This window comes from Micromonospora sp. CNZ296, assembly GCF_007827635.1.
The window spans coordinates 599,388-618,772 of the sequence record NZ_VISW01000001.1 but is presented as its reverse complement, the minus strand read 5'-3'; the positions used below and the strand labels follow the sequence as shown (position 1 = coordinate 618,772).

The window sequence follows — 19,385 nt, the reverse complement described above, 5'->3', positions numbered from 1 at the left end:
TAGTCGGTGCAAATCCGCCTGCCAGAGATCGAGGTCTGAAGCCGCCGCATCAAGGGGTCAGGTTCGGGATGTCGAACCAGCTGAACGGTGGCCACGGCAGGTTGCGCAACACGGTGCTGTAGAGCAGGAAGGCGGCACCATAGATCCAGTAGACGCGTGGCGACAACCGCAGCGCAGGCAACTCCCGCCCGAACCAGGCGACGCCGGCCCAGCGAATGCCCGCGTAGAGAAGGAAGGGAACGGCGATCAGAGCGGCCAGATGGTGGCGGGCCGCTTCGAGGAGGTCGCCGTGCAGCAGGTAGTAGAACATTCGGGTGCCGCCGCAACCCGGACCGTTGATGCCGGTCATCGCGTGCCAGAGGCAGGGGCCGGTGGGGTCGGCGACCCGGTCGGTCGGATCGAAGCGAAGGACGAACGCCGCCGCCGCGCCGATGGCGCCGGCCAGTGCCAGAGTCGCCGCGCGCTGCGTCGCGCGATGGGGGTAACCCGCCACCTGTCGCATCGCCACCTCCTCGTGTGTCACGAGAGCACACGTGCCGAGATGGGCAGGAACGAGCGATCCCGACACGCGTCTACTAATCACGCATAGTAGATGGCACGCATGGGCACCCTGCCGAGGGGACCCACACCACGAAGACCAGGATGCCGGGCAGGCGCGCGGAACCACCCGGGACACTCCCGTCGCCCTCACCGTGCGCGGTGGCAGCCGCTGCAGACGGGCCCGGCGTAACGGCGGTACCCCTCCCCCACCGCCCCTAAGCTGGGGCAGTACGAACCCTCGCACCACCACCCCGTGCGCACGGAGGTGACCTGTGACCGGCGGTGAGGAATCCGCAGCCGACCGGCCGCCGGGGACGGCCGTGCTGACGGCCCGGGGCCTGCGCAAGTCCTACCGTCGGGGACCGTTCCGGCGGCGTTGCCCGTGCTGCGTGGGGTGGATCTCGACCTGGGGCCAGGTCAGGTGGTCGGGGTGATCGGTGAGAACGGCTCGGGCAAGAGCACCCTGATGAAGATTCTGGTCGGCGCGCTACGCGCAGACGCGGGGACCGTGTCGCACCGCGGACGGATCGGCTACTGCCCGCAGAGCCCGCAGCTGTATCCGCGGCTGACCTGCGACGAGCACTTCGACCTGTTCGGCCACGCCTATGGCATGGCCGAGGAGGAGACGGAGCGGTCCCGGCAGTCGTTGTATGACCAACTGGGCTTCCCCCGGTACGCCCGCACCCGCGCCGAGCGGCTCTCCGGCGGAACCCTCGCCAAGCTCAACCTGGCACTGGCCCTGCTGCCGGACCCGGAACTGATGCTGCTCGACGAGCCCTACGCGAGCTTCGACTGGGACACGTACCAGAAGTTCTGGGACCTGGTCGGCGAGCGCCGGCGGGCCGGCCGCAGCGCACTGGTCATCAGCCACTTCGTGGTGGACGAGGAGCGCTTCGACCGGATCGTGGCCATCACGGACGGCCGGGTGGCATCCCGGTGACCGTCCTGGCGTTCGTGCGGCGGTTCCTGGCCGACTACGCCCGCAACCGGGTGAACCTGCTGCTGCTGGTCGTCGTACCCGTGGTCTTCGTGGCGGTGGTGGCGGGCACCCTGGCCGATGCCGCGCGGATTCTCGGCGGCCGCGGCGGCGCGGCGGTCGAGAACGCCACCGCCGCGTGGTCGGCGGCGTTCCTCGCCGGCATCGGCATGTACTTCCAGAGCGCCGCCACCCGCGACACTGACCAACGGGTGGTGCTGGCCGGGCTGCGGCCGGCACGCATGGTCGCGGCCCGGCTTCTCACCGGGCTGGCGCTGGCCGTGCTGGTCAGCGCGATCGCGTTGGTCACACTCGCGCTCCGGACCGGTATCGACCGCCCGGGGCACGTGGTGGTCGGCACACTCATGGCGGCGGTCATCTACGTCGCCATCGGCACGGCCGTGGGAACGCTAGTGAGCAACCCGGTCAACGGCTCGGTGGTGGTGCTGTTGATCTGGATCCTGGACGTCTTTCTCGGCCCGGCGATGGGGGCCCAGGAGCGGGTGGGCACCCGGATACTGCCGACGCATTTCGTCACCTCGTGGATGGTGGATCTCCCGTCGGGGCACGCCGGCCGGCTCGGCGACGTCGGCTGGGCCCTGGTGTGGACCGTCGCGGCGGTCGCGGTCGCCTGGACCCTCGCGGTGCGGCGTACCCGCCGCGCCGGGCAGCCCCGTCGCCGGCAGCGGCCGGGCGGGTGGCGGGCCCAGCTTGCGGGCGCCGGCCGGGCGGCGTGGCGCGACGCCCGCCGCAATCCGGCCCTGTGGGCGCTCTACGTCGCGGTGCCGGTGATCTTCATCCTGCTGGCGGACGCGATCACTCCCGACCAGCCCATCACGGTGACGGTGCGGGAGCACGGCCGGCGGCTGGCCGGGAGTTACCCGATGCCCGAGGTGCACGGGGCGACGATGGCGCCCATCGCGGTCGCCTCGCTGGCGGCGTTGGCCGGTCTGTTCACGCTGTTGGACAGCCGCGCCGGCGACCGCCGCGCGGCCCTGGCGGGGTTGCGTCCGGCGGCGTTGCTGGCCGGCCGGCTCGGGGTGCTCGCCGCCGCGGCGTTGCTGGCCACGGTGGTGTCGCTGGCCACCACGGCGTCGGTGTTCGACGCGGTCCGCTGGCCGGTGTACGCCGCCGGGAACCTTCTGGTCGCCGGCACGTACGCGCTCGTCGGTGCGCTGCTCGCGCCGGTCTTCGGCCGGGTCGGTGGGGTGTTCATGGCGTTTCTGCTGCCCTTTCTCGACCTCGGCATCAGCCAGAGCCCGATGCTGCGCTCCCAGCCGCCGTCCTGGGCGAAGGCGCTTCCCGGCTACGGCAGCGTCAGGGTTCTCCTCGACGGCGCGCTGACCCGGGGGTTCGACGAACTCGGCGCGCTGGTGCTGGCCTCCGGGTGGATCGTGGTGCTGTCCCTGGCCGTCGCGGTCGCCTACCGGCGGTCCGTGTCGCCGCCCGGATCCCTCGTGACGGCTCTGGCCCGGCCTGCGGCGAGCCGGCCGGGCCAGAGCGGGACGTTCAACGGCGTCCGGGGGTGAGGCGGACCCGTCGGAGCAGTTGTGCGTTGAGCGCCACCACGATGGTGGAGGCGGACATCAGCACCGCGCCGACCGCCGGGCTGAGCGCCACGCCCGCCCACGCCAGCGCGCCGGCCGCGACGGGGATCGCGACCACGTTGTAGCCGGCCGCCCAGGCCAGGTTCTGCACCATCTTGCGGTAGGACGCGCGGGACAGCCGGATCACGCCGGTGACGCCGCGCGGGTCGGAGGAGGCCAGGACGACACCGGCGGATTCGATGGCCACGTCGGTGCCGGCGCCGATCGCGATGCCGACGTCGGCGCGGGCCAGGGCGGGCGCGTCGTTGACCCCGTCGCCGACCATGGCCACCGTCAGGCCCCGCGCCTGCAGGTCGGCGACCGCGCGGTCCTTGTCCGCCGGGAGCACCTCGGCGAACACCTCGTCCACACCGGGGCGGAAGCCCAGGTCGGCGGCGACCGCCTCGGCGACCGGGCGGGCGTCTCCGGTGATCATCACGATCTTCTTGACGCCCTGTTCCCGCAGCTCGGTGATCGCCTCCCGGGCTTCCGGCCGGACCTCGTCCTCCAGCGCGAACGCGCCGATCGTTTCGGGTCGGCCGTCCGCCGGCAGCCGCAGCAGATGCAGGACGGCCGCGCCGCGGGCCGACCACCGGCTGCTGGCGTCCGCCAGGTCGGCGGGCACAGTGGCATCGAGCTCCCGCAACAGCGCCGGACCGCCGACCGCGTAGGAGGTGCCGTCGACCACGGCCTGGACGCCGCGTCCGGTCAGGGAGCGGAAGTCCCGCGCCGTGGCAATCAGACCGTGCCCCTGGGCTGCCCGCACCAGGGCCCGGGCGAGCGGGTGCTCACTGTCGGCCTCCACCGCGCCGGCGACCCGCAGCACCTCGTCCTCGGTGAGCCCTGCGGTGGCGGCGGTGGCGGTAACGGTGTGGGCGCCCTTGGTCAGGGTGCCGGTCTTGTCGAACAGCACCGCGTCCACGCCACGCATGCGTTCGAGCGCCATGCGGTCCTTGACCAGGATGCCCGCCTTCGCCGACACCGCGGTCGACAGGGCGATGACCAGCGGGATGGCCAGCCCGAGGGCGTGCGGGCAGGCAATCACCAGAACCGTCACCGTACGGACCACGGCTTCGTTGACGTCGCCCAGTGCCCACCAGGTGCCGAAGGTGATCAGCGCGGCGGCGGTGGCGAGGTAGAACAGCCAGGCGGCGAACCGGTCGGCGAGCACCTGCGCGCGGCCGGCGGACGCCTGCGCCTGGGCGACGAGCCGGCTGATGCCGGCCAGGGCGGTGTCCTCGCCGACGGCGTCGACGCGGACCCGCAGGGTGGAGTCGGTGGCGACGGTGCCGGCGACCACCTTGTCGCCGACCGTACGGGGCACGGGCCGGGACTCGCCGGTGACCATGGACTCGTCGAGTTCGGCGGCCCCGTCGACGATCCGTCCGTCGGCGGGAACCCGGCCGCCGGAGCGGACCAGGACCAGGTCGCCGACGCGCAGGTCGCCGGCGGGCACCCGGTGCGGCTGCCCGGCGTCGTCGAGGCGTTCGGCGTCGTCGGGCAGCAGGGCGGCGAGGGCCGCCAGGGCGCCCTGGGCCTGCCCGATCGCCTTCATCTCCTGCCAGTGCCCGAGCAACATGATGGTGACCAGCGCGGCGAGTTCCCACCAGAAGTCGAGGCTGAACGCACCCAGGCTCGTGGCCAGCGAGGCGGCGTACGCGACGGTGATCGCCATCGCGATCAGCAGCATCATGCCGGGAGCCCGGTCGCGGACCTCCCGAACGGCGCCGGCCAGGAACGGCCAGCCGCCGTAGGCGAAGACCAGGGACCCCAGGACGGGCCCGACCCAGGTCATGCCGGGGAAGTCGAGGGTGTAGCCGAACCAGTCCATGATCATGTGGCTGGTGGCGACGATCGGCACGGTCAGCGCCAGGCTCAGCCAGAACTTGCGCCGGAACTGCTCCGGGTCGTGCCCGGCGTGCTTGTCGTGTCCGCCGCCGTGTCCCCCGTGGTGGTCGTGGTGCTGGGGCTGATCCGGCGGGCGACGCTCTGGCGTGTGATCTGCGTGCCGCTCGGCGACGTGGCCGTGAGCGGGGTGCGGGTGCTCGGGTGCCGTCGCGAGCGGGGCATGGTGGGTGTCGTGGCGTGTCATGAGGTCCACCTCCGCCTCGAACATATACCCCTAGGGGGTATAGGGCAAGGCTGCTGGTACGTGGTCTTGAGCGCTTCCTGTTACCGCTACCCGGAGGGGGTAGGACCTTCGACCGTACGGCCGGGGCCGGTAGGCGCTGCCGCCCGGCGGAACCCGGGAGCAGGCTCGGTTTGGGAGCTACGAGAAAGGAGACCGGTGATGAGGCGACATCTGCCGTTGTACGTGACCGCCTTGGTGATCCTCATCGCGGGGGCGCTGGCGATCGGCGTGCCGGCACGTTCGGTGGCGTACGGGCTGCTCGCGCTCGCCTGCCCGCTGATGATGCTGTTCATGCACGGCGGCCACGGTGACCACAGCGGTCACTCCGGTGGCAGCGAGCGCCGCGGCCCGTCGGAGACGAATTCGTCGGTCAGGTGAGCCGGCAGCGGCGACGGGTATGCCGGCGACGCCGTCAGGTCCAGGAGAACAGCAGGGTCCGACAGCGGAAAGGACGTGACCCACATGCATGATGGCAACGGTTGGTTCTGGCCGATGGGTCTGATGATGGTCGGCTGGCTGGTCCTGGCCGTGATCATCGTCGCGGCGGTCTGGCTCACGGTCGGCACCGGCCGACGCGCGACGGACCACGGCGACTCCGCCCGGCGGATCCTGGCCGAGCGCTACGCCCGTGGCGAGCTGGACGACGAGGAGTACCGCCGCAGGCTGGACGGGTTGCGCTGACGGGCCTCCCCCACGCGCTTCGTCAGCTGCCTGCGGCGGGCCCTGCGCCGGGCAGGGCGACGGTGAACATCGCGCCCCGGCCGGGGCCCTCACTGGCGGCGGTGATCCTGCCGCCGTGTTGGGTCACGATAGCGCGGGCGACGGCCAACCCGATGCCCGATCCCCCGTGCTCGCGGTCCCGGGCGGCGTCCGCCCGGTAGAAGCGTTCAAAGACGTGCGGCAGGTGCCGCGCGTCGATGCCGTCTCCCGTGTCGGTGACGCTGACGCGCACCTCGTCGGCAGCCCGGGTGGCGTGCACGCTGACGCGCCCGGTCGGTGGGGTGTGGCGCAGGGCGTTGTCGAGGAGGTTGCCCAGCACCTGCCCCATCCGTACCGGGTCGGCGTCGACCACTCCGACGTCCGGTGCCACCTGCTCGTGCAGGGTGAGGCCCTTCGCCGCGTACCGGGGCCGGGCGGCGGCCACGGCAGCGCTGACCAGCTCACCGACGGCGACCGGTCGGGGGCGCAGGTCGAGTTGGTGCTCCTCTGCGCGGGACACCGCGACGACGTCCTCGGCCAGACGGCGCAGCCGGGTGGTCTGCGCCCGCAGCACCGTCCAGGTGTCCTCGCCCTCGACCGCGATCCCGTCCTCGGCCGCGTCCACGTACGCCTCGATGGTGGCCAACGGAGTACGCAGCTCGTGGCCGAGGTCGGCCAGCAGACGGCGGCGGGTCGCCTCCGCGTCGGCCAGCCGGGCGGCCATCGTGTTGAAGGCGGCGGCGACCGTGTCGAACTCCGGACCGAGGCCGGGACCGTTGACCCGTGCCGCGTAGTCGCCCCGGCTGACGTCCGCGGCGGCGGTCGCCAACTGGGTGACCGGTCGGGCAAGGCGGCGAGCCAGGTAGGCGCTGACGGCGAGGGCGGCGAGCAGCGATACGGCGATCGCGACCCCCAGGGCGAGGGCGCTGGCCGAGGCGTACGCCTGCTCGACGTGATGAGCGGTCCCGGGGTCGACCGGACCGGTCACCCGCCTCAGATGGCTCCGGAAGATCGCCGGCCCGACCACGGCCGCCACCAGGCCGAGGGTTCCCGCGCCGACCAGCACCACGAGGGCCTGGGCGGCGAGAAGCCGGCCCGGCAGTCCCAGTTGTCGTCTCATCCCCGCCCCATCCGGTAGCCGATGCCGCGGACGGTGCGGATGAACCGGGGCCCGGCGGGATCGTCGCCGAGCTTGCGGCGCAGGTGGGCGATGTGCACATCGACGAGGTGCTCGTCGCCGACCCAGTCGGCACCCCACACCGCGTCGATGAGCTGCCGGCGGCGCAGCGCCGTGTCCGGCTGCGCGGACAACGCGGCAAGCAGGTCGAACTCCGTCCGGGTGAGTTCCACGGGCTGCTCGTCGACGTACACCTCACGGCCGGCCAGGTCGACCCGCAGCCCGCCGACCGTCCGGGTCGACTGCTCCGCGGCCGGGGCCACGGCGGCGCGGGGACGGCGCAGCATGGCGCGGATCCGGGCGACGAGTTCGCGCGGGCTGAACGGCTTGGTCAGGTAGTCGTCCGCGCCGACGCCGAGGCCGATGAGCTTGTCGACCTCCTCGCTGCGGGCGGTGAGCATGACCACGTAGCAGTCGGTGAACGTGCGGATCTGGCGGCAGACCTCGATGCCGTCCAGGCCCGGCAGGGCGAGGTCCAGCACCACCACGTCGGGCCGGTCCCGCCGGGCGGCCGCGACCGCCGACCGGCCGTCGAAGACGCAGCTCACCTCGTGACCGTCGCGCTCCAGATAGCTGGCGACGACCTTGGCCAGGCTGCGCTCGTCGTCGACCACCAGCACACGTACACCCATGGGCCAATCCTGCCCTGCCGGTCAGGCCGGGCGGACCCAGGTCACCGGCGATCGCTCATGAAGATTCACTGAAGAAAGCCGTGCGACGTGGCCGTCGGCCCGCGGCGAAGGTCAGGCTGCAGACAGGGTTCCTCGCAGCCGAAGGAGCAGCCATGTCCCCCACCCTCACCCGCCGACGACTGCTGGCCGGAATCGCCGGCACGGTCGGTATCGCCGGCACGGCCGGCGCCGCCGCCTGGGCCGGCGGGCTGTTCGACCCCCGTCTCGTGGCTCCGGGCGGGGACCTGGTGGCCCGGACCGAGGCAGCGCGACGGCGGGCCGGCGCCCGCACCGTGTCCGCGAGGCTCAACCCGCGCCCGGTCACCCTCGACCTCGGCGGCCGGCAGGTGCAGACCTGGGGCTACCAGGATTCCGCGCCGGGTCCGCTGCTGCGCGCGCGGGCCGGCGACGTGCTCCGCGTCGAGGTGGCCAACGGTCTGGCCACCGAGACGAGCGTGCACTGGCACGGCGTCGCGCTGCGCAACGACATGGACGGCGTGCCCGGAGTGACCCAGCGGTCGATCGCTGCGGGCGGAACGCACACCTACGAGTTCACCGCCCCTGACCCGGGCACCTACTTCTACCACCCGCACTCGGGAGTCCAGCTTGACCGCGCTCTCTACGGTGTGCTCGTGGTCGACGACCCGCACGAGGCCGGCCGGTACGACCAGGAGTGGATCGTGGTGCTCGACGACTGGGTCGACGGCACCGGCCGCACACCCGACGACGTGTTGGCGTCGCTGCAGTCGATGGGCGGCCACGACGACATGGCCGGCATGAACGGCATGGCCGGCATGGAGCACGGCGGCATGAGCGGCATGTCGATGGGCGGCATGGAGAGCATGACCTCGCCCCTGCTAGGTGGGGCAGGAGACGTGGTCTACCCGCACTATCTGATCAACGGCAGGGCACCGGACGCCCCGGTGACGTTGACCGGTCGACCGCGCCAGCGGGTGCGGATCCGCCTCGTCAACGCCGCCTCCGACACCGCGTTCCGGATCGCCCTCGGCGGCCACCGTCTCACCGTCACCCACACCGACGGCTTCCCCGTCACCCCCACCACCTGCGACGCCCTGGTGCTCGGCATGGGGGAACGGGCGGACGTCACCGTGGACCTCGGCGACGGCGTCTTTCCCCTGGTCGCGGTCGCCGAAGGCAAGAGCGGCCAAGGCGTGGCCGTGGTCCGCACCGGCGCCGGCAGCCCGCCGGCCGCGACTGTCCACCCTGCGGAGCTGGACCTCCGAGTGCTGCTCACCGGCGGCCTGAGCCCTGCCGACGCCGTCAAACTGGAGCGCCGCAAGGCCGATCGGGTGCACCGCCTGGAACTGGGCGGCTCGATGATGCCCTACCGGTGGACCATCAACGGCACCACCACCGACAAGCTCGACCCGCTGCTGGTCGGCCAGGGCGAGCGGGTGCGGCTGGAGTTCGTCAACCAAAGCACGATGTTCCACCCCATGCACGTGCACGGCCACACGTTCGCCGTCACCGACACCGGCGTCCGCAAGGACACGGTGATCGTGGTGCCGAAGCAGACCGTCGCGGTCGAGTTCGACGCGACCAACCCGGGCCAGTGGATGACCCACTGCCACAACATCTACCACGCCGAGACCGGCATGATGATCAACCTGGCGTACCAGGAGTAACAGCCTGACCTATCCCCCGGGGTGACAGGAGGCTCCCGCGGCCTTCGGCCATGGGAGCCTCCTGTCATCGACCGACGGTTCAGGTGACGCGGCGGAAGCCGGCGACCGGCATGTAGGTGATGCTCAGGACGTTGACCGGCTTACCGGCCCGCGGCGCGTGCACCATCAGGCCGTTACCCAGGTACAGCCCCATGTGGTGCAGGTCGCTGAAGAAGAAGATCAGGTCGCCGGGGCGGGCGTCGGCCCGGGACACCGGCCGACCCTCGTTCCACTGCGCGCCGGTGAAGTGAGTGAGCGAGATACCCGCGGCCTTGTAGGCGTACTGGGTGAGCCCAGAACAGTCGAAAGCGTCCGGGCCGTCGGCCCCCCAGACGTACGGGTCGCCGACCTGCTGGCAGGCGACGCGGATCGCCGTCTGCGCGGCGCTGCTGACCACGCCGCTGATAGTGGGGCAGCCCGTTACCTTCACCGTCGTCTTCGGCAGCGACGCGGTCAGGCGTTTGATCTCGGCGTCGATCTGCTTCTTCTTCGCCGCCAACTCGTCCTGCTGCTTGACCTCCGCGGCGATCAGCTCGTCCAGCTTCTTCTTCTGCGCCTGGTACCGGTCGCGGACAGCCAGCACACCGGCGATTTCCTGGTGCTGCTGGGCCGCAAGCCGGTCGAGGATCACCAACTGTTCGGCGAGGGTCCCAGGCTTGGTGCTCACCAGAAGGGCACCCAGTTCCTGCGAGGGGCCCCGCACATAGTACCGGGCGGCGATAGCGCCGACCCGGTTCATCGCCAGCGCGGACTCCAGTTCCAGCGGGGCCATCTTCTTCTCGAGGTCCGCCGCCTTCTTCTGGTTGACCTTCAGCTGGGCCCGCACCTTGTTGAAGCCTTCGATGGTGGGCTCGAGTTGTTCCCACTGCTTGTCGATCTGCGCTTCGATCTCGTCCGCCGAGGGCGCGGCGTGGACCGGTGCCGCCAGGAGCCCGGCGCCGAGCGCAGCGGCCGCGAGCAGGACGAGTGCACGGCGGGCCAGCCCGCCGCGACGGACGGGCGGGTGGCTCGCGGGGGGACGGCGAAGGGGCAGGGATGCCACCAGCACGGACTCCTTCTGGCCTTGGGAAGCGGGCGGGGCTGCGCGGTAGCGGCCCCACCCGCGGCGGGTTCGCCCACATCCTTACCTACTATTGGCCGATAGTTGAAGAGGGGACGGCCCGAGCAGCCAAAGTGTCACCGAGGGCTAGCGGCTGACCACGTACCAGAGCGGTCCGGCCACCAGCCCCAGCGCCAGGCTGACGGCCGACGCGAGGATGGCCGTCCGCGCCGTGACGCGCCGCAGGACGGCCTCGGAGGTCACCGCCGAGTCGCCGGGCTCTCGGTACACGGGAACGATCCAGCGCAGGTAGTAGAAGAGGCTGAGCACACTGTTGACGAACACGACGACGGCGAGCCAGGCGTACTCGCCGTCCCAGGCGGCGGTCGCGGTGGTGAGCTTGCCGACGAACACCGCCGTCGGCGGGGTGCCCACCAGGCCGAGGAGGGCGACCAGCAGGGCCGCGGCGAGCCCCGGCCGCCGGTAGGCCAGGCCCCGGAAGTCGGTGAGGTCGCGGTGCTCCGGAAGGGCGGCGGTGACCGCGAACGCGGCGATGTTCGTCACCGTGTAGCCGGCCAGGTACAGCAGCAGCGACGGCAGTGCCAGGTCGCTTCGTCCAATGGCCACGATGGGCACGAGCAGGAACCCGACCTGGCTGACGGTGGACCAGCCGAGCAGCCGGCGTGGGTCCGATTGCCAGTAGGCGGCCAGGTTTCCCAGGGTCATGCTGACGGCTGCCACGACAGCCACCGCGACCGCCCAGGACACGGAGGTGGGAAGGACGCCGGCGAGTCGGAAGACGGCGATCAGCGCGCCGATCTTCGGAACGGTGGTCAGGAACGTCGCCGCGGTGGCGGAGGTGCCCTGCGCGGCGTCGGGCACCCAGAAATGCGCGGGTACGCCGCCGGCCTTGAACATCAGCCCTGCGAGGAGAGCCACCGCAGCGACCGCGACCGCCCCGCGGGGCATGTCCGGCAGGCGCTGCGAAAGTTCGGGATAGGTGGTGGTGCCGGACAGGCCGGTCAGCACGGTGACGCCCAGCAGGAGCAGGATCCCGAACAAGGCTCCCAACAGGTACGTCTTCAGCGCGGCTTCGGCGCCGGCAGCGGTGTGGGCAAGACCGATCAGCGCGTAGAGCGGGATGCTGGCGAGCAGGAACCCGACGGCGAGGGCGAGCAGGTCGTTCGCCCCGGCCAGCAGCACCGCGCCGGCGGTGGAGAACAGGAGCAGGCTGTAGGTTTCGCTCTCCCGCGCGGTACCGGAGATCTCGTCGGCCGCGATCGCCAGGATGAGCAGGGTGCCGGACGCCGCGAGGATGCGGGCGATCCCGGTGGCCGTGTCGACGGCGAACGAGTTGTCAAAGGCGCTCGTCGCCGGCTCGCCCAACTGGATCGCGGCGACGACGATCGTGGCGACGAGCACGACGGCGGTGAAGATCCGGATGATCCACTGCCGGTGGCGGGGGACGAAGGAACCGCCGATCAGAGCGGCGAGGGCGCCGCCGGCGAGCAGCATCTCGGGGACCAGCAGCAGCGGTCGCATCATCTCCGTTTCCACCGGTCACCGCCCGAGCAGGCCGACGACGGCGTGGGCTGCCGGTTCGATGACGTCGAGCAGCGGGCGCGGCAGCACCCCAATCAGCAGGGACAGCAGCAGCAGCGGCCCGACCGACCAGAGTTCGCGGGCGCGCAGGTCGGTGAACCCGATGGACCTGCCGGTGGTGTCGCCGGTGAAGACGCGTTGCAGCGCGCGGAGGAACAGCGCCGCGGTGATCAGGATGCCGAGCACGGCGACGGCGGTGACCGGTGCCGCGGCGACGCTGCCGGTGAAGATCTGGAACTCGGCGATGAAGCCGGAGAAGGCGGGCAGGCCGAGGGAGGCGAACGCACCCACGGCGAACAGCGCGGCGAAGGTCGGCGCGGGCGCGCCGAGCCCGCCGAAGTCACGCATGTCGTAGGTGCCGGCGCGGTCCCGCAGGACGCCGGCGAGCAGGAACAGCGCCGCGGTGATCAGGCCGTGGCTGACCATCTGGGTGACCGCCCCGACGACCGCCACGCCGCGAGCCTGGGCGGTGTCGGCGGCGACCAGGCCGGCCACGCCGACGGCGAGGACGATGTAGCCCATGTGGTTGACCGACGTGTACGCGATCATGCGTTTGACGTTGGACTGGGCCAGCGCGACGAGCGCCCCGTAGAGCACCGACACGACGCCGACGACGACGACCACCCAGGCCCACGCCCTCCACGCCTGCGGGAGCATCGGCATGGCGATGCGGACGAAGCCGTAGGTGCCCATCTTCAGCAGCACCCCGGCGAGGACCGCCGAGCCGACGGCCGGTGCGTCGGTGTGTGCCGGCGGCAGCCAGGTGTGGAAGGGCACGGTCGGCGTCTTCACCGCCAGACCGAGCAGGATCGCCGCCAGCACCAGCCCACCCGCGACCGGCCGGCCCTGCAACGGCGGCGTGGCGACGAGTTCCGGCATGTCGAACGTGTGCGGGGCGGCAGCGACGTACAGGCCGATGAACCCAACCAGCAACGCGAGGGAGCCGAGGAAGGTGTAGAGGAAGAACTTCAGCGCCGAGTGTGCCCGGTTGCCATGGCCCCAGCCGGCGATGACAAAGTACATGCCGACGATGGACAGATCGAAGAAGACGAAGAACAGGACCAGGTCGGCGGCGACGAACAGACCGAGGCTGACGCTCTGCAGGAACAGAAACAGCGCCGCCTGCCCTCGGGGCCGGTGTCGCTCGTGCAGTGCGTACACCGCGCAGGCCAGGAAGATCACGGCGGTCATCACCACCAGCGGCAGCGAGAGCCCGTCCACACCGATGTGGTAGCTGCTGTTCACGCCGGGAATCCACGCCGCCCGCTCGGCGAAGGCGAGCTCACCGGTCGGCGGGGTGTGGTAACGCCACCAGACGACGGCGATCAACGCGAGATCGACGGCGGTCACGGCGATCCAGGTCCAGCGCGCCGCGGTGTCTCCCAGCCGCGGCAGCGCGACCAGTGCCACCGCTGCGAACAGGGGAAGGAAGACAATCACGCTGAGCACGGGTTCACCCCAACACCACGAGGACGACGACACCGACGAGGAGCACCACGACGGCCTGTAGGTAGTACTGGTAGAGCTGTCCGGTCTGCGGCCGGCGCGCGAACTGCCCGAGCCGGCGCATCCCGGCGGCGAACGCCTCCACCGCCCCGTCGAGCCACCGGTCGTCGGCCCGGCCGGCCCGAGCGGCCATCCGTAGCGTCCGGGCCGAGGCGAATTCGACGCCCCGGTCGAGGACCCGGTCGTCGAACGAGCCGGCCCGGCGGGACAGGCTCAGCACCGTGCGCGCCAGGGCTACCGCGGCCCGGTCCAAGACCCGGTCGTCGAAACGGGCCAACGCCTCGGCGCAGCGCAGCGTCGGTCGGACGACCAGGACTCGTGCTGCGGGCTCCAGCCCGAGCCAGTGCAGCGCCCAGCGCGGCTCGGGGATCGGGCGGCGGGCGACCGCCAGGACGACGACCAGTGCGATCACCGCCGACACCCCAAGCTCCGGCAGCGACACGTGGAACTTCTCCGGCTGCCCGACGGTCCGCGCGACCGTGGCGCCGACCGGTGGCAGAGCCAGCAGGCCAGCGAACCCCGCACCGATCGCGAGCGCGACCAGCGGCGCCTGCTGTAGGACGCCGACCCGCCTGGTGGCCGTCTCCTCCTCGTCCCGGTGGGCGTCGACGTCGGCCTGCTGGTCGGGGGGGACCCGCCGCCAGATGACCACCAGCACCTTCCCCGCGTAGGCGGCGGAGAGCGCCGACGCGGCCAACCCCACCGCGTAGAGCCACGGCGACTGCTCGAGGGCCGCCGCGAGGACCTCGTCCTTGGTCGCCCACAGCGACAGCGGCGCCATCCCCGCGAGCGCGAGCGCACCGACGGTTGCCGTCCACCCGACCCACGGCCACCGAGCGACGACCCCGCGCAGCCCGGCGAGCTGCTTGGTGCCCAGCGCCGTCAGCCAAGCTCCGGCCGCGAGGAAGAGCAAGGCCTTGGTGGCGGCGTGCGCGATCAGGTGCGTCGCGCCGCCCGCGATCCCGCCGGCCCCGGCGGCTAGCACCACGAAACCAAGCTGGGCGGAGGTGGAGGCGGCGAGGAGTTGCTTGAGGTCCCGCTGGGCGACCGCCACCGCCCCCAGCAGGAGCGCCGTCACCGCTCCGGCCCACATGGTGGCCGGGCCCGCCCACCCGGTCGTGGCCAGCAGCGGCTCGACGCGCAGCAGCAGGTAACCGCCCATGGCGACCATGGCCGCGGAGTGCAGCAGCGCGCTGACCGGGCTCGGGCCGGCCATCGCCCGAGAAAGCCAGAACGAGAAGGGCAGTTGCGCGGCCTTGCCCAGCGCGGCGATGAGCATCCCGGCGGCGATGAGGTGCCGCCAGCCGGGGCTGCTGTCGGGCAAATCGCGCAACGCCAGACCGGCGCCGCCCGCGAGGGCCGCGCCGGCGGCGAGGTAGAGGCCCAGGTCGGCGGCGCGCGTGGTGACGAACGCGGTCAGGCCTGCGGACACCCGGTCGGAGTCGCGCCACCAGAACCCAATCAGGGCGTACGAGGCGGCGCCCATGATCTCCCAGGCGAACAGCAGGGTGGGCAGCGTCGCCGCGGTGGCGGTGAGCGCGACGGAGGCGGCGAAGAGCAGCATCAGGCCGTGGAAGCGGGCCCGGGAGCGGCGGATCTCCCCTGCTGCGGCGAGTAGCACGAGCAGGGTGACCACCGTCAACATCGGCAGCACCAGGGCGGCGAGCCCGTCGACGGCGAGCGCGAACTCGGTGCCGGCGAGGAACGGCGCCGCCACCCGCGGCCGGGCCACCCCGACCACCGCCGACAGGGCCACCGACCCGGTGGCAACGGTGAGCGCGACGGGTGCCGCGAGCCGGTCAGCCCGCCGGTCGAACGCGAGCAACGCGCCGACGCCAGCCGGTAGGGCCACCAGTGACCAGAGCGCCGCCTGCGCAAGCCCGTTCATCGGGACAGGTCCGCGGCCATGTCGGTCATGTCGGTGCGGCGTACCCGGTGCAGGTGGGTGGCCACGGCGAAGCCCATCGCCATCTCGACGGTCATCGCCGTGATGATGACCAGCAGCAGGACCTGCCCGGACGGGTGCGGGGCGAGGAACCACCAGAATCCGGCGCCGGCCAGGATGAGACCGTTGAGCATCAGCTCCAGCCCCATCATCACCATGACGACGACCTGCTGGGACAGGGCGCCGTAGAGGCCGACGCTGAACAGCGCGGCCGCGACGAGCAGCACGGTCTGCAGGGTCATCGGCCGACCCCTCCGGGCTGCGGGTCGTCGGCCGGTCGCCGGCGCAGGTCGTCGCCGAACCGGTCGTAGCGGGTCCGGTGGGCGGCGAGGACCACGCCGGCGACGATGGTCACCGCCATGACCGCCCCAACGCCGGTCATGACCAGCATCTTCGGACCCATCAATTCCTCCCCCAACGCCTCGGTGACGTCGACGGGCGGGGCACCGCGCCGCGTGGGCCACGGCACGAGCAGCACCCCGGCGGCCAGCAGGACGAACACGCCGATGGACACCGCCAGGGCGTGCCGGTTGTCGTGGACCATGCTCATCGGCATCAGCGCCGGGTTCATGCCCATGAACATGACCATGTAGACCGCCATGACGGCCATCTCCATGACCATCATCAGGATCGTCACCACCCCGACGTAGTTCTGCTGCATCAGCAGCACCTGCAGACCGACGGCGATGAACGACACGGCGAGCGCGTAGCTGGCGCGGGCCATCGAGTCGACGACGAACACCGCAGCGCCGGCGAGCACGGCGACAACCGCCAGGGCCCAGAACACGACGTGGGTGACCACCTCAGCCCCTCCCTACGGCGACGACCGCGACGACCAGGTCCTGCAGCAGCACCGCGGGCAGCAGCACGATCCACCCGACCTCCATGAACACGTCCGGTCGTACCGCGGGCAGGCGGCGGCGCAGCCACACCAATGCGGCCAGCAGGGCAAGGGTCTTGATCAGCACCCAGGCCCAGTCGGGCAGCAGCGGGCCGGCGCCGCCGCCGAGGAACATCGGCACCGCGAACGCGGCCCCGGCGGCGAGCAGCGCGTACCGGCCACCCTGAAACAGCAGCCGGTCGACGCCGGACAGTTCGGCGGTCACACCGCCGGCCACGTCGGCGCCGAGGGCCGGGGAGAAGGGTCCCCAGACGGCGATCGCGAGGACGCCCAGGCAGAAGACGAGGAAGGCCACCGGCATCCAGACGACGAACCAGAGGCCCTGCTGGGCGGCGGCGATCGTCCCGACGTTCAGGCTCGACGCACCTACTGCGGGTGCCACGAGCGCGAACATCAGCGGCAGTTCGTAGGCCAGGCCGTGGGCGAGGAACCGGTAACCGCCGATCAGGGAGTGGGCCGAGTTGGCACCCCAGCCGGTCAGCCACACGAACGCCCACGCCAGAACGTCCATGGCGTTGAACCAGATCACCCCCACATCGAGGTTGAACAGCGTCCACCGCCCCAGCGGCACCACCGTGATGATCATCAACGCCATGAACAGCAGTCCCGCCCCGCCGATACGCCACAGCAGGCTGTCCCCCGCTACCGTGGTCCGCCGCCGCTGGCGCATCAGCCGGGCCACCTCACCGAACGGCTGACTCAGCCCTGAGGAGCTTGCGCCGGATGCCCATGAGGCCAGGAACCCGTCAAAGGCGGCGGCCGCGGCCGCCAACAGTCCGAGCAGTGCTGCGGCGGCCAGCGCCCAGCCGGCGGGGAGCACGGTGACGTCAGGCATGACTCACCTCGCGGTCCGTGACGAGGGGGTCGAGGTCGAGGCTGGCGACGATGAGGCGGGCGGTGGCGAGGTCCCACCCGCGTACGAGATCAGGGATCGCGTCGACGGGTACGCCGAGCGACGAGCCAGCGGGCCGCTGGCCGCCGATACTGTTCGCCGCGTGATTGAGCATGGCCAGCAGCCGGTCACGCACGTCGCCTGCCATGGTGGCCGGCAGACCCCGGCGGGCGAGGTCGTCCGCATCCAGTGGCCCGATGCGGTGCAGTGAGCGCCGCAGCCACCACGACCGGCCGACCACGCGGCGCAGCCGTTCGAGTTCCCCTGCTGGCCCGTCACGGTCATCGGTGAACAGCAGGGCGTCACGGATACGCCGAGCGCGGGAGGCGGCATCACCCCAGCCGGCGAGGCCCAGGAGGCTGGCGGCGTTGTCGCAGCGTCTGGCGGCGAACCGGCGCAGGTCCTCCGGCGCGTACCGGCGCTCCGGCTCGGCGGCGGGATCGGTCGCGGTGACGAGGCTGGTCTCCGCATCGACGATGACATCACCCTGAAGGGTGCACCGCAGGACGAGGCCCGCCGGCCAGTACGCCAGGACCGGGCCAAGTCGCAGGTGCAGGAAGTCCATCTCCAAGCCGTCGCGGTCCTCACCGCCGGAGGCGAGCGGGATACCGCCGGGGGCCATGTCCATACCCCCGTGCTCCATGCCGCCGTGGGCCATGCCGCCATGCTCCATTCCGCCGTGGCCCTCGTGCGTCATTGCGCCGTGGGAAGACTGCCCCATCCCCTTGTGATGGACGTCTTCAGAATCGGCGTGGGCGGCGTGCCCGGCATGGCTCATGTCGCCGTGGCCCTCAGAGGGCAGGTCCTCGTGCCCGGGGTGCGCCGCACCACCACCATGACCCGCCTGCCCACGGGCCGCCTTCTGGTCGTGGTCGCCATGCTCGGTGTGGCCGTGATCGCCATGCCCCTGGCCGCCGTCGTCGTCGGCGTGCTCACCGCCGCCGCGTGGCGGTTCCTCGTGGCCGACGTGGCCGTGCCCCTCATGCGCCGGCGCTGCGCGGTGTGGACGTTCCTGGCTTCCCGCGGAGTCGGCGCCGTTGCCGTGGTCGGCGTGCGGCTCATGGGCCGCCTCGTCCTGCTGTCCGCCGCCATGGCGGCGCTCCGGGGTGTGGTCGGCGTGCTCCTGTGGCGCGTGCCGTTCGTGGGGCAGCTGGTCGCCGGTGTGGGCATGGCCGATCGCGGTGTGGCCGGATGACCGGTCCTGGCTGTCGGTCCGCTGCCGGTTGAGGTCGAGCAGATCTTCCTGCGCTAGGACGAGGGCGGGCGGGACGGCATGCGGGGATTCGACATCGATGCGAGCCCGCGGGCCGGGCATCTGCTCCCACAGCCGGTGCAGCGGCTCCGCCAGCTGCGAGGGCGGTGGGCCGCAGACGGCCAGGATGTCGGCCTCTGCCGGGGACAAAGCCAGCCGCCAGCCGCGCGCCAGGACGTGGCGCTCGACCGCGGCCCGGGTCACCCAGTGCCCCGGCGCCTCTGCTACAAGCACGTGCGCGTGCCGGACGGCGAGCCGACTCACCGCGTCGCTCAGACCCATCGCAGCGCGCCTTCCCGCCAGGCCCACAGCACCGCAAGGAAGACTCCCCCGAGGAAGACGAACATCTCGACGATCGCTGTGGCCCCGAGCCGGGCGACGACCACCGACCACGGGTACATGAACAGCATCTCCACGTCGAACGCGAGAAAGAGCAGCGTGGCCAGGTACCACCGAACGTGGTAGCGCGACAACGCGTGCTCCTCAGGCTGCCACCCGGACTGGAAGGGCACGCTCCCCAGCGGTGAGGCAGCGATCGCCAAAGCCCGGTGGGCCAGGTACAGACCGCCGACAATGAGCGCGGCCACCAAGGCCATGCTCGCTGCCCCTGCGTACATTCCGCTTCCCTCCGCGCTGCTGACTCCCAAGCTGCTCACCGAGCGCTCGGCCATCCGGGGCCCCGCCGGCCGGTGCTGTCTCCCTTCGCCGCTCGCCGTCAGGCACTGTGCGAGATCTTGGGCCGAAATCAGAGGGTGCCCTGCCTTACCGGACCCTCACCCGGCA

Annotated in this window: 18 protein-coding genes; 5 read left to right on the top strand and 13 right to left on the bottom strand. The window is 71.8% G+C overall.

What is annotated here, in order from left to right:
* Positions 1–49 precede the first annotated feature (49 nt).
* Positions 50–502 carry a DUF2752 domain-containing protein gene (locus FB455_RS02780; RefSeq protein WP_030271525.1) on the bottom strand — a complete coding sequence of 151 codons (453 nt, stop codon included), beginning with the start codon at positions 500–502 and terminating at the stop codon, positions 50–52.
* A gap of 468 nt (positions 503–970) precedes the next feature.
* Between FB455_RS02780 and FB455_RS02775 the strand changes: the two genes are divergently transcribed.
* Positions 971–1,480 (top strand): ATP-binding cassette domain-containing protein, encoded by a 510-nt coding sequence (locus FB455_RS02775; protein ID WP_230650666.1) that lies wholly within the window; start codon positions 971–973, stop codon positions 1,478–1,480.
* Positions 1,477–3,045, top strand: a complete 1,569-nt coding sequence (locus FB455_RS02770; protein ID WP_063778291.1) for an ABC transporter permease — start codon at positions 1,477–1,479, stop codon at positions 3,043–3,045. The genes FB455_RS02775 and FB455_RS02770 overlap by 4 nt, the downstream gene beginning before the upstream one ends.
* On the opposite strand, the gene FB455_RS02765 is transcribed toward FB455_RS02770, so the two are convergent.
* On the bottom strand, positions 3,026–5,194 hold the full coding sequence (locus FB455_RS02765; RefSeq protein ID WP_225319487.1) for a heavy metal translocating P-type ATPase: 2,169 nt from the start codon (positions 5,192–5,194) through the stop codon (positions 3,026–3,028). The genes FB455_RS02770 and FB455_RS02765 overlap by 20 nt on opposite strands.
* A gap of 198 nt (positions 5,195–5,392) precedes the next feature.
* Here FB455_RS02765 and FB455_RS02760 point away from each other — a divergent pair, with 198 nt between their 5' ends.
* Together FB455_RS02760 and FB455_RS02755 are read left to right on the top strand one after the other, a co-directional pair.
* Entirely contained in the window at positions 5,393–5,611 is a 219-nt protein-coding gene (locus FB455_RS02760; RefSeq protein WP_013476072.1) for a DUF2933 domain-containing protein, read from the top strand.
* 84 nt (positions 5,612–5,695) lie between these two features.
* On the top strand, positions 5,696–5,914 hold the full coding sequence (locus FB455_RS02755) for an SHOCT domain-containing protein (protein WP_013476071.1): 219 nt from the start codon (positions 5,696–5,698) through the stop codon (positions 5,912–5,914).
* A 22-nt stretch (positions 5,915–5,936) separates the two neighbouring features.
* Here the strand turns inward: FB455_RS02755 and FB455_RS02750 are convergent, their stop codons facing one another.
* Both FB455_RS02750 and FB455_RS02745 read right to left on the bottom strand, forming a co-directional pair.
* Positions 5,937–7,052 (bottom strand): sensor histidine kinase, encoded by a 1,116-nt coding sequence (locus FB455_RS02750; RefSeq protein WP_013476070.1) that lies wholly within the window; start codon positions 7,050–7,052, stop codon positions 5,937–5,939.
* Entirely contained in the window at positions 7,049–7,741 is a 693-nt protein-coding gene (locus tag FB455_RS02745) for a response regulator transcription factor (protein ID WP_013476069.1), read from the bottom strand. The genes FB455_RS02750 and FB455_RS02745 overlap by 4 nt, the downstream gene beginning before the upstream one ends.
* 152 nt (positions 7,742–7,893) lie before the next feature.
* Between FB455_RS02745 and FB455_RS02740 the strand changes: the two genes are divergently transcribed.
* Entirely contained in the window at positions 7,894–9,426 is a 1,533-nt protein-coding gene (locus FB455_RS02740) for a multicopper oxidase family protein (protein WP_013476068.1), read from the top strand.
* Positions 9,427–9,505: 79 nt separating this feature from the next.
* Here FB455_RS02740 and FB455_RS02735 read toward each other — a convergent pair whose 3' ends face one another.
* The 9 genes from FB455_RS02735 to FB455_RS02695 form a co-directional block, all read right to left on the bottom strand.
* Entirely contained in the window at positions 9,506–10,507 is a 1,002-nt protein-coding gene (locus tag FB455_RS02735) for a C40 family peptidase (protein WP_013476067.1), read from the bottom strand.
* Between the two features lie 144 nt (positions 10,508–10,651).
* Complete coding sequence (locus tag FB455_RS02730; RefSeq protein ID WP_030271518.1) at positions 10,652–12,061, bottom strand: NADH-quinone oxidoreductase subunit N; 1,410 nt, start codon at positions 12,059–12,061, stop codon at positions 10,652–10,654.
* 3 nt (positions 12,062–12,064) lie between these two features.
* A complete protein-coding gene (locus FB455_RS02725; RefSeq protein WP_013476065.1) occupies positions 12,065–13,555 on the bottom strand; it encodes a complex I subunit 4 family protein in 1,491 nt (496 codons plus the stop codon).
* A gap of 4 nt (positions 13,556–13,559) precedes the next feature.
* Entirely contained in the window at positions 13,560–15,500 is a 1,941-nt protein-coding gene (locus FB455_RS02720) for a proton-conducting transporter transmembrane domain-containing protein (RefSeq protein WP_013476064.1), read from the bottom strand.
* Positions 15,497–15,799, bottom strand: coding sequence for an NADH-quinone oxidoreductase subunit NuoK (locus FB455_RS02715; RefSeq protein ID WP_013476063.1), 303 nt, complete (start codon positions 15,797–15,799; stop codon positions 15,497–15,499). Before FB455_RS02715 ends, FB455_RS02720 begins: the two co-directional genes overlap by 4 nt.
* Positions 15,796–16,359: an NADH-quinone oxidoreductase subunit J gene (locus FB455_RS02710; protein WP_013476062.1), complete on the bottom strand. Its 564-nt coding sequence runs from the start codon at positions 16,357–16,359 to the stop codon at positions 15,796–15,798. Before FB455_RS02710 ends, FB455_RS02715 begins: the two co-directional genes overlap by 4 nt.
* A gap of 1 nt (position 16,360) precedes the next feature.
* Positions 16,361–17,293 (bottom strand): complex I subunit 1 family protein, encoded by a 933-nt coding sequence (locus FB455_RS02705; protein WP_013476061.1) that lies wholly within the window; start codon positions 17,291–17,293, stop codon positions 16,361–16,363.
* Positions 17,286–18,884: a hypothetical protein gene (locus FB455_RS02700; RefSeq protein WP_013476060.1), complete on the bottom strand. Its 1,599-nt coding sequence runs from the start codon at positions 18,882–18,884 to the stop codon at positions 17,286–17,288. The genes FB455_RS02705 and FB455_RS02700 overlap by 8 nt, the downstream gene beginning before the upstream one ends.
* Positions 18,875–19,198: an NADH-quinone oxidoreductase subunit A gene (locus FB455_RS02695; protein ID WP_176739798.1), complete on the bottom strand. Its 324-nt coding sequence runs from the start codon at positions 19,196–19,198 to the stop codon at positions 18,875–18,877. Before FB455_RS02695 ends, FB455_RS02700 begins: the two co-directional genes overlap by 10 nt.
* Between the last annotated feature and the right edge of the window lie 187 nt (positions 19,199–19,385).